Genomic DNA, 10,162 nt, shown 5'->3' with positions numbered 1-10,162 from the left:
AGTGCTCGAAGCCCGGCTCCTTCCAGGGCTTGACGATCAGGCCCCGGGCCAGCAATGCCTCATTCACGGGACCGTTGGGACGGCCGATATCGATGAACAGGAAGTTGGCCGCCGAAGGCGCTATCCGAAGTGCGGGCAGTGCAGGCAGGGCGGCCAGCCGCTGCGCCAGCACATCGCGCAGGCGCACGGTCTCGGCCACGCCGCGCTGCATGAAGTCCTCGTCGCCCCAGGCCGCCAGCGCCGCCGCCTGGGCGGCCTGGTTGACGTTGAAGGGCGTGCGCACGCGGTCCAGCAGTTGCACCAGGGCCGCGTCGCTGGCCAGTCCGTAGCCCACGCGCAGGCCCGCCAGGCCCCAGGCCTTGGAGAAGGTGCGCAGCACGATCCAGGGCATGGCGCGGCCGCGCAGCAGGGCCAGCACGTCGGGGTAGCCTTCTGCGTGCAGGGCGTACTCGTAGTAGGCCTCGTCCACCACCAGCAGGGTCTGCGGCGGCGTGGCGTCCAGCAGGCGCGCGAAATCGCGGGCGCTGAACATGCAGCCCACGGGATTGGAGGGATTGGCCAGCATGGCGATCTTGGGGCCGCGCGCCAGCGCCTGGCACCAGGCATCGACATCGAAGCCCAGCGCGGGCGTCAGCTCCAGCAGCTCGACGCGGGCGCCCATCATGCGCGGGTAGATCTCGTGCAGGCCGAAGGCCGGGCGCTGGGTGAGCACGCGGTCGCCGGGCGAGAGAAACGCCTGGCAGAGCATCTGCAGGATGTCCTCGGAGCCGTTGCCCACGGCAATGGCCTCGGCCGGCACGCCGGTGCGCGCCGCGATGGCCGCGCGCAGCGCCGTGCATTGCGCATCGGGATAGGTGCCCACGTGCAGGGCCAGGTCGGCCAGGGCGCGGGCCACGGCGGGGCTGGCGCCAAAGGGGTTCTCGTTGCTCGCCAGCCGCGCGATCTCGGTGACGCCGTAGCGCGCCCGCACGGCCTCGGAGGACAGGCCTGCGTTGTAGGGCGGCAGCGGCGGCACTTCGGGGCGTGCCAGGGTGTGGATCGCGTGGAGGGCGGGAGCGTTCATAGGTCGAATACCTTGCCGGGGTTGAACAGATGCAGGGGGTCCAGCGCCTGCTTGATGGCGCGCATGACGGCCAGTTCGGCCGGGGTGCGGCTGGCGCCGAGATAGGGCTTCTTGTGCAGGCCGATGCCGTGCTCGGCCGAGACGCTGCCGCCGAACTCGCCGACCAGGTGGTACAGCGCGGCCTCGACGCCTTCGCAGTCGCCGTTGGCGGTGGCACCGTCCACCGAGACATGCAGGTTGCCGTCGCCCACGTGGCCGAAGAACAGCGTGTGGTGGCCGGGCCAGCGCGCGTCGAATGCGGCGCGGCAGGCATCGGCGAAGCGGCCGATGTTGGCCTGGGGCAGGCTGACGTCGAAGTTGACGGGCGGATGCATGTTCGTGTTGAGCTCGGCCGGCGCCTCGCGCAGCTTCCACAGCTGGCGCGCCTGTGCCACGGACTGGGCGATGACGGCATCGGCCACCTCGCCGGCCTCCATGGCCTCGCCCAGGGCCTCTTCCACGTCGGCGCGCAGCGTGGCCTCGTCCTTGCCGTCCACATCGATCAGGGCCAGCAGCGCATGCGCCTGGCCAAAGGGCGGCTGCAGCTTCTGCCAGCGGATGGAGGCCTGGATGAAGCTGTCCCACATCAGCTCGAAGGCCGCCACGCCGTTGCCAAAGCGCGATTGCATGCGCGCGAGCACGGACAGCGCCGCATCGAAGTCCGGCACGGCCACCAGGGCCGTGGCGCGGGCCTGTGGCGCGGGACGCAGGCGCAGCAGCACGCGCGTGACGATGCCCAGCGTGCCCTCCGAGCCGATGAAGAACTGCTTGAGGTCGTAGCCCGTGTTGTTCTTGAGCATGGGGCGCAGCATGGGCAGCACCGTGCCGTCGGCCAGCACCACCTCCAGGCCCAGCACCTGCTCGCGCATCATGCCGTGCTGCAGCACGCCGTTGCCGCCCGCATTGGTGGCCACGTTGCCGCCGATCTGGCAGCTGCCGCGCGCGCCCAGGTCCACGCCGAAGACCATGCCTGCGGCCACGGCCGCCTCCTGCACGGCCTGCAGCGTGGCGCCGGCCTGCACGGTCATCAGCGCGGTGCGCGCGTTCACGTCCTCGATGGCATTCATGCGCTCCATGGAGACGGCCACGGCACCCGCCACGGGCACGGCCGCACCGGCCAGGCCCGTGAGCCCGCCCTGGGGCACGACAGGCACGCGGTGGGCCGTGCACAGGCGCATGAGCGCGCTGACCTCGTCGGTGCTGCGCGGGCGCACCAGGGCCAGCGGGCGCTGGGGCGGCGTGCCGCTCCAGTCGGTGTGGTAGCGCTCGGGCACATCGTCGCCGCGCTGCGCCACTTCGGCGCCCAGGGTGGAAATCAATTCATCGAGAAACAGTGCATGGGGCATGGGACAGGCTTTCAGTGGCTCCCCTGCCCGCGGGTCCGCACGATGCGGCCCTGTCGCACGATGGTGCAGTCAGGCTTGCTGCCGAACCAGTAGGCCAGCTCGGCCGCATGGCGCACGGGCCAGAGCACGAAGTGGGCGGGACGGCCGGCCGCGATCAGGCCATGCTCGTCCTGCAGGCCCAGGGCGCTCGCGGCATGGCGGGTGATGCCCGCCAGGGCCTCGGGCACGGTGAGCCGGAACAGGGTGCAGGCCATGTTGGCCATGAGCAAAAGGCTCAGGCAGGGGGAGGTGCCCGGATTGTGATCGGTAGAGACGGCCATGGGAACGCCCGCGGCGCGCAGGCCCGCGATGGGCGGCATGTGGGTGTCACGCAGCGTGTAGTAGGCGCCGGGCAGCAGCACGGCCACGGAACCCGCGCCGCGCATGGCGGCAATGCCGGATTCGGACAGGTGCTCGATGTGGTCGCAGGACAGCGCGCCATAGCGGGCCGCGAGGGCCGCCCCCTCCATGTTCGACAGCTGCTCGGCATGCAGCTTGACGGGCAGGCCCAGGCGGCGTGCGGCCTGGAAGACCTGCTCGGTCTCGGCCAGCGAGAAGGCGATGCGCTCGCAGAACACATCGACCGCATCGACCAGGCCCTCGGCCGCCAGCGCGGGCAGCATGGTGCCGGCGACCAGGTCGATGTAGTCCTGGCTGCGCCCTGCGTACTCGGGCGGCAGCGCATGCGCGCCCAGGAAGGTGGTGCGCACGGTCACGCCCAGGGCCTGGCCCAGGCGCCGGGCCACGCGCAGCTGCTTGCGCTCGTGCTCCAGCGCCAGGCCGTAGCCCGACTTGATCTCGATGGCGCAGACGCCCTCGTCCAGCAGCTGCTGCAGGCGCGGCAGGGCCTGGGCGAACAGCTCGTCCTCGCTGGCCTCGCGCGTGGCACGCACGCTGGAGACGATGCCGCCGCCGGCGCGTGCCACTTCCTCGTAGCTGGCGCCGTCCAGGCGCATGGCGAATTCGTTGGCGCGCTCGCCGCCATAGACCAGGTGGGTGTGGCAATCGACCAGGCCCGGCGTGGCCAGCATGCCCTGGCCGTCATGGCGCGGCAGGGACGCATATGCGGGCGGCAGGGCCTGCTGCGGCCCCACCCAGGCCACGCGGCCCTGCTGCACCACGATGCAGGCATCCTCCCCGTCATCCACGGCCTGGCCGGCCTCGAACATGTCAGGCGCCAGGCGCAGGTTCTGCCAGCAGCCGTCGGCCGAGGAGGATGGAGCGAGTGCGGAAGCAGGTGCAGAAGCGGATGCAGAAGCGGGTGCGTGGGGCTCGGTCATGGGGTGAGTCCTTGGATGTCGTGGTTCGTCAGCAGGCTTGCAGCAGCACCTGCACCAGCCGCGCGTCGTCGGTCTGCGGCACCAGCTGCTGCGGGTCGGGCTGCTGCGCGCTCCACCACATGCCCTGGCCGGGGATGAGCGCAGCGCCATCCGCCTGCCAGTTGCCCTGCAGCACCATGCACAGGCCGGCGTCGGCGCGGCCGGCGTCGGCAGCGCTGTCCAGCACCTGGACCTGCGCCCGCCACCGGCCGCGCCGTGCCATCACGTTGAAGTCGGTGGAAGTGCCGCCCAGCAGCGAGCAGCCCAGCGCCACATCGCCGGAGAAGGCAAACGGCTGCCAGCGCGCGTCCAGCACATGGTCGATGCCTTCGCCGCGCAGGTGCACGCCGTCGCCATCGAGCAGCATGATCTGCCGGTCCACGCCCGCAAAGGCCGAGAACGGGCCGGGCTGGTCAATGGTGGCCACGCTGATGCGCCAGCCAAAGGCCTCCATGCCCGCCCCGGGCGGCCAGCAGGCGATCTCGCGCGTGCTGCCGCCCCCGTTCTTCCAGGGGCTGGCGGCGATCTGGTTCAGGTCGAAATGCTGCATGGCCGTGGTGTCCTGCAAGCGGCTCACTTGACCATGGGCAGGTTCAGCTGATGGCGCTTGGCCGCAGCCACGGCAATGTCGTAGCCCGCATCCGCATGGCGCATCACGCCGGTGGCCGGATCGTTCCAGAGCACGCGGCCCAGGCGGGCGGCGGCCTCGTCCGTACCGTCGGCCACGATGACCACGCCCGCATGCTGGGAGTAGCCCATGCCCACGCCGCCGCCGTGGTGCAGGCTGACCCAGGTGGCGCCGCCTGCGGTGTTGAGCAGGGCGTTGAGCAGCGGCCAGTCGCTGACGGCGTCCGTGCCGTCCTTCATGGATTCGGTCTCGCGGTTGGGGCTGGCCACCGAGCCGCAGTCCAGGTGGTCGCGGCCGATCACGATGGGGGCCTTGAGTTCGCCGTTCTTCACCATCTCGTTGAAGGCCAGGGCCGCCTTGTGGCGCTCGCCCAGGCCCAGCCAGCAGATGCGCGCGGGCAGGCCCTGGAAGCTGATGCGCTCGCGCGCCATGTCCAGCCAGCGGTGGGTGTGCTTGTTGTCGGGGAACAGTTCCTTGATCTTGGCGTCGGTCTTGTAGATGTCCTCGGGGTCGCCTGACAGGGCCACCCAGCGGAACGGGCCCTTACCTTCGCAGAACAGCGGCCGGATGTAGGCGGGCACGAAGCCGGGGAAGTCGAAGGCGTTCTTCACGCCCTGGTCCAGGGCCACCTGGCGGATGTTGTTGCCGTAGTCCACCGTGGGAATGCCCATGGCCTGGAAGTCCAGCATGGCCTGCACGTGCTGGGCGCAGCCCTGGGCGGCGGCGGCCTTGAGCTGGGCATGGCGCGACGGGTCTGCCGCGGCGGCACGCCACTCGTCCACGGTCCAGCCCACGGGCAGGTAGCCGTTGATCAGGTCATGGGCGGAGGTTTGGTCGGTCACGATGTCGGGGCGGGCGCCGCCGGCCTGGGCGCGGCGCACCAGCTCGGGCAGGATCTCGGCGGCATTGCCCAGCAGGCCGATGGAGATGGCCTCGCCCGCGGCCGTGTGCTGGGCGATGAGCTCCAGCGCGTGGTCGATGTCGCGCGCCTGCTTGTCCAGGTAGCGCGTGCGCAGGCGGAAGTCGATGCTGCTTTGCTGGCATTCGATGGCCAGCACGCAGGCGCCGGCCAGCACGCCGGCCAGGGGCTGGGCACCGCCCATGCCGCCCAGGCCCGCCGTGAGGATCCACTTGCCCGTGAGGTCGTTGTTGTAGTGCTGGCGACCGGCCTCGACGAAGGTCTCGAACGTGCCCTGCACGATGCCCTGGGCACCGATGTAGATCCAGCTGCCGGCCGTCATCTGGCCGTACATGAACAGGCCCTTCTGGTCGAGCTCGTTGAAGTGCTCCCAATTCGCCCACTGGGGAACGAGGTTGGAGTTGGCCAGCAGCACGCGCGGTGCGTTCTCGTGCGTCTTGAACACGCCCACGGGCTTGCCCGACTGGATCAGCAGCGACTCGTCGGCCTCCAGCTTTTTCAGCGACTCCAGGATCTGGTCATAGCACTCCCAGTTGCGCGCCGCGCGGCCGATGCCGCCGTAGACCACCAGGGCCTTGGGGTTCTCGGCCACGTCGGGGTCCAGGTTGTTCTGCAGCATGCGGTAGGCGGCCTCGGCCAGCCAGTTCTTGCAGTGCAGTTCGCTGCCGCGCGGGGCGCGGATGACGCGGCTGGCGTCATAGCGGGGATTGGTGGCAGCGGTGGCAGCGTTGGCGTTGAGGATGGCGTCGTTGGCGTTCATGGCGATCTCCTGGGTGCGTAGGGTGAGCGGTTGCAGGGTTCAGGCAGCCTGGTGGCTGGGCAGGTGGCGGACGATGGCCTGGGGCCAGTCCGTGGCAAGCGCCCACTGGCGCATGGTTTCGATGTCGGGTGCCAGGTAGCGGTCACGGTCCAGGTGCGGAACCTGGCTGCGGATCAGCGCGTACTGCGCCTCGATCAGCTCGGAGCTGTTCAGGCTGCGGTCGAAGTCCATGCCCTGGGCGGCGGCCATGGCTTCCACGCCCACGATGACGGCGGTGTTGCGCGCCATCTCGCCCAGGCGCCGCGCGCCGTAGGTGGCCATGGAGACATGGTCTTCCTGGTTGGCCGAGGTGGGCAGGCTGGTGACGCTGCTGGGATGGGCCAGGCACTGGTTCTCGGCAGCCAGGGCGGCGGCCGTGACCTGGGCGATCATGAAGCCCGAGTTCACGCCGCTGTCGGCGATCAGGAAGGCCGGCAGGCCCGACAGGCCGGTGTCCAGCAGCAGGGCCATGCGGCGCTCGGAGATGGCGCCGATCTCGGCCAGGGCCAGGGCGATGATGTCGGCCGCGAAGGCCACGGGCTCGGCGTGGAAGTTGCCGCCCGAGATCACGTCGCCGTTGTCGAAGACCAGCGGGTTGTCCGAGGCGGCATTGGCCTCGATCACCAGCACGCGGGCCGCATGGCTGAGGTTGTCCAGGCAGGCGCCCATGACCTGGGGCACGCAGCGGATGGAGTACGGGTCCTGCACGCGGCCGCAATGGGGGTGGGAGGTGTCGATGGCGCTGCCGTCCAGCAGCTCGCGCACGGCGGCGGCCACGGCGATCTGGCCAAGCTGGCCGCGCGCCTCATGGATGCGGGCGTCAAACGGCTTGACCGAGCCCTTGATGGCCTCCAGCGTCAGGCAGCCCGCCACCAGGCCGGCGGCAAACACGCTCTCGCCCTGGAACAGGCCCACCAGGGCCAGGGCCGTGGATACCTGGGTGCCGTTGAGCAGGGCCAGCCCTTCCTTGGGGCCGAGCACGAAGGGCTCCAGGCCCACGTGGCGCATGGCCTCGGCGCCGGACACCACCTGTCCATCGATCTTGGCCTGGCCTTCGCCGATCAGCACGCAGGCCAGGTGCGACAGCGGCGCCAGGTCGCCGGAGGCGCCCACCGAGCCCTTGGCAGGGATCACGGGCAACACGTCGGCGTTGGCCAGGGCCAGCAGCGCATCGACCAGCTCGGGGCGCACGCCCGAGTGGCCTCGCGCCAGGCTCACGGCCTTGGTGGCCAGCACCAGGCGCACCACGGCGTCAGGCAGCGGATCGCCCGTGCCCACGCTGTGCGACAGCACCAGGTTGCGCTGCAGCTCTGCCAGGCGGTCATGGGCGATCTTGGTGGAGGCCAGCTTGCCGAAGCCGGTGTTGATGCCATAGACGACCTGGTCCTCATCCACGATGTGCTGCACATGGGCCTGGGCGGCGCGCATGCGCTCGTAGGCGGGCGCCGCCATGGACAGGCGCACGCCGCCCTGCTGGATGGCCCGCAGCTGGGCCAGGCTGACCTGGCCGGGCTGCAGCGTCAGCGCGGTGCCGGGACGGGAGGTGAGGCCGGGAGTCGTGATGGTGTTCATGGTGATGCCCTGTCGGTGTCTGGAAGGATGTGCCAGGATGGATGTCTATGCCTGTCTATACAATATCAATCGAAGCGGAACAGCGCAAGAGCGGGAACCCCGCCTTTCCGGCCTCAGCCGTCGTGCGATCCGCCGTCGGTGCGAAAGCGGCTGCCCAGCCGGTAGCGCATGCCCGGATGCACGCAGTGCACCCAGGTCACGGGCGTGCCCAGGTACCAGGTGCGGCGCGTCAGCGTCAGGCAGGGCTGGTCGGTCTCCATCTGCAGCCAGCGCGCCTGCTCGGGCGTGGGCAGCATGGCGTCCACCACATGCTCGATCTGGTCGAAGGGCACGTTGCGCACCAGGTACACCGAAGGCTGGATCAGCGAGAAGTCCTGCTCCATGAAGTCCGGCGCCATGCGCGGGTTCACATGGCGGTCTTCCAGCTGCACGGGCACGTCGTTCTCGAAATGCACGCCCTGCAGGTGGAACACCGAGCTGCCGGCGGACAGCTGCAGCGAAGCCGCCGCCTCGGGCGAGGCCGACTCGCGGCGCACGCTGATCAGCTCGAAGCGGTGGTCATGGCCGCGCTGGCGGATTTCCTCGGCGATGTTGGCGATGCGCAGCAGCGTGGACTGCGGCTTTTCCTCGGCCACGAACGAGCCCACGCCCGCCACCCGCACGATCACGCCCTGCTCGGCCAGCTCGCGCAGCGCGCGGTTGGCCGTCATGCGGGCCACGCCGAACTCCTGCACCAGCTCCTGCTCGGACGGCACGCGCTCGCCGGCCGACAGCGAGCCATCGGCGATCTTGCGCATCACATGGTCCTTGACCTGCTGGTACAGGGCCATGGGCACCTCCGCCGTCGTTGCGGAAAGACGAGAAGCCGTGGAGCGGGAAGACATGGTGTGGGCAGTGGTCATGAAAAGCGTCAGTGTGCAGCAGCAGCCAGCGACTCTGCGCGAATCTCTTCGGTCAGCCGGGCTTTCAGCTCCATGAACTCGGGCGATGTCTTGACCGTGTAGTGGCGCGGATGCGGCAGGTTCACGGGAATGTCGGCCTTGATGCGGCCCGGCCGCGCGCTGAACACGGCCACGCGGTTGGCCATGAAGATGGCCTCGTCGATGTCGTGGGTGACGAACATCACGGTCTTGCGCTCGGCCTCCCAGATTCCCAGCAGCAGCTCCTGCATGAGCACGCGGGTCTGGTTGTCGAGTGCGCCGAAGGGCTCGTCCATGAGCAGGATCTTGGGATCGTTGGCCAGCGCGCGCGCAATGGCCGTGCGCTGCTGCATGCCGCCCGACAGCTGCTTGGGAAAGTGGTTCTCGAAGCCGCGCAGCCCCACCTTGGCGATGAAGTAGTCGCTGCGCTCCTTTTGCAGCGCCTCGCTCACGCCCTTCTCGCGCAGGCCGAAGCGGATGTTCTGGGCCACCGTCAGCCACGGGAACAGCGTGTAGCTCTGGAACACCATGCCGCGGTCGGCGCCCGGCCCGTCCACGGCGCGGCCGTCCAGCAGCACCTGGCCCGTGGTCGGGAAATCCAGCCCCGCCGCAATGCGCAGCATGGTGGACTTGCCGCAGCCCGAAGGGCCGAGGATGGTGACGAAGTCGTTCTCGCGGACCTCGAAATCCACAGGCAGCAAGGCCTGCGTGCTCGTGCCCTTGTGGCTGGTGAAGGTGCGCGAAACACCTTGAATGGACAGCAGATTCATCACAGGGTGCTCCACTCGAACATGCGACGGTTCAGCGATTTGAAGATGAAATCGGACACCAGGCCGATGAGGCCGATCACGATGATGCCGAAGATGATCTGGCCCGTGTTCAGCAGCGCCTGGCTGTCGGTGATCATGTGGCCGATGCCCGAGGACGAGCCGATCAGCTCGGCCACGATCACATAGGTCCAGGCCCAGCCCAGCACCAGGCGCAGCGTCTCGGCAATGCCGGGCGCGGCGCCCGGGATCAGCACGCGGCGCACCACGCCGGTGTTGGAGGCGCCCAGCGTGTAGGCGGCCTCCACCAGGTCCTTGCGTGCGCCGCCCACGGTGACGGCCACCATCAGCGTGATCTGGAACACCGAGCCGATGAAGATGACCAGCAGCTTCTGCGTCTCGCCCACGCCGGCCCACAGGATCAGCAGCGGGATGAAGGCCGAGGCCGGCAGGTAGCGGCAGAACGACACGAAGGGCTCGAAGAAGGCCTCGACCGGCTTCCAGGCGCCCATGGCGATGCCCAGGGGCACGGCCACGACCGAGGCCAGGATGAAGCCGCCCATCACGCGCCAGACCGTCATGCCGATGTCGTGCAGGAAGCCGTACTCGGTGAACAGCAGCACGCCCTCGCGCGCCATGGTCATGGGGCTGGCCAGGAAGGTCGGGGAGACGAAGCCGCCCAGCGTCACAGCCGCCCAGACGAGAAAGAACAGCACGAAGAAGGCCACACCCAGCACCCACTTGGCCGTGG

General features: G+C 69.6%; 9 protein-coding genes. All 9 read right to left on the bottom strand.

Going from position 1 to position 10,162, the window contains the following annotated elements; all coding sequences use genetic code 11:
* The coding region (locus tag L995_RS07400) for a histidinol-phosphate transaminase (RefSeq protein WP_047470625.1) at positions 1–1,063 on the bottom strand (1,063 nt) is incomplete at its 3' end.
* Positions 1,060–2,448, bottom strand: coding sequence for an FAD-binding oxidoreductase (locus tag L995_RS07395; RefSeq protein ID WP_047470623.1), 1,389 nt, complete (start codon positions 2,446–2,448; stop codon positions 1,060–1,062). The genes L995_RS07400 and L995_RS07395, both read right to left, overlap by 4 nt.
* Positions 2,449–2,459: 11 nt before the next feature.
* Entirely contained in the window at positions 2,460–3,767 is a 1,308-nt protein-coding gene (gene hutI / locus L995_RS07390) for an imidazolonepropionase (protein WP_047470621.1), read from the bottom strand.
* A 28-nt stretch (positions 3,768–3,795) separates the two neighbouring features.
* Positions 3,796–4,356 (bottom strand): HutD/Ves family protein, encoded by a 561-nt coding sequence (locus tag L995_RS07385; RefSeq protein ID WP_047470627.1) that lies wholly within the window; start codon positions 4,354–4,356, stop codon positions 3,796–3,798.
* A gap of 23 nt (positions 4,357–4,379) precedes the next feature.
* Positions 4,380–6,113, bottom strand: coding sequence for a urocanate hydratase (hutU, locus tag L995_RS07380; protein WP_012202089.1), 1,734 nt, complete (start codon positions 6,111–6,113; stop codon positions 4,380–4,382).
* 39 nt (positions 6,114–6,152) lie between these two features.
* The gene (hutH, locus tag L995_RS07375; protein WP_047470618.1) at positions 6,153–7,724 is read right to left on the bottom strand and encodes a histidine ammonia-lyase; all 1,572 of its coding nucleotides are present in this window, start codon (positions 7,722–7,724) and stop codon (positions 6,153–6,155) included.
* 113 nt (positions 7,725–7,837) lie between these two features.
* Positions 7,838–8,608 (bottom strand): histidine utilization repressor, encoded by a 771-nt coding sequence (gene hutC / locus L995_RS07370; protein ID WP_026062963.1) that lies wholly within the window; start codon positions 8,606–8,608, stop codon positions 7,838–7,840.
* 26 nt (positions 8,609–8,634) lie between these two features.
* On the bottom strand, positions 8,635–9,414 hold the full coding sequence (locus tag L995_RS07365; RefSeq protein WP_012202086.1) for an ABC transporter ATP-binding protein: 780 nt from the start codon (positions 9,412–9,414) through the stop codon (positions 8,635–8,637).
* Positions 9,414–10,162 (bottom strand): ABC transporter permease (locus L995_RS07360; protein WP_047470616.1); only part of this gene is annotated, 749 nt, incomplete at its 5' end. The genes L995_RS07360 and L995_RS07365, both read right to left, overlap by 1 nt.

The organism is Delftia sp. ZNC0008 (assembly GCF_000799035.1).
GTDB lineage: Bacteria > Pseudomonadota > Gammaproteobacteria > Burkholderiales > Burkholderiaceae_C > Comamonas > Comamonas tsuruhatensis.
The sequence above is the reverse complement of the archived record's forward strand: the minus strand, read 5'-3'. Positions and strand labels throughout refer to the sequence as shown.

Excerpts from the sequence above, each read along its gene's own strand:
- hutU (WP_012202089.1), bottom strand. The coding sequence starts at position 6,113 with ATGAACGCCAACGACGCCATCCTCAACGCCAACGCTGCCACCGCTGCC.
- hutI (WP_047470621.1), bottom strand. The coding sequence starts at position 3,767 with ATGACCGAGCCCCACGCACCCGCTTCTGCATCCGCTTCTGCACCTGCT.
- hutH (WP_047470618.1), bottom strand. The coding sequence starts at position 7,724 with ATGAACACCATCACGACTCCCGGCCTCACCTCCCGTCCCGGCACCGCG.
- L995_RS07395 (WP_047470623.1), bottom strand. The coding sequence starts at position 2,448 with ATGCCCCATGCACTGTTTCTCGATGAATTGATTTCCACCCTGGGCGCC.
- hutC (WP_026062963.1), bottom strand. The coding sequence starts at position 8,608 with ATGTCTTCCCGCTCCACGGCTTCTCGTCTTTCCGCAACGACGGCGGAG.
- L995_RS07365 (WP_012202086.1), bottom strand. The coding sequence starts at position 9,414 with ATGAATCTGCTGTCCATTCAAGGTGTTTCGCGCACCTTCACCAGCCAC.
- L995_RS07385 (WP_047470627.1), bottom strand. The coding sequence starts at position 4,356 with ATGCAGCATTTCGACCTGAACCAGATCGCCGCCAGCCCCTGGAAGAAC.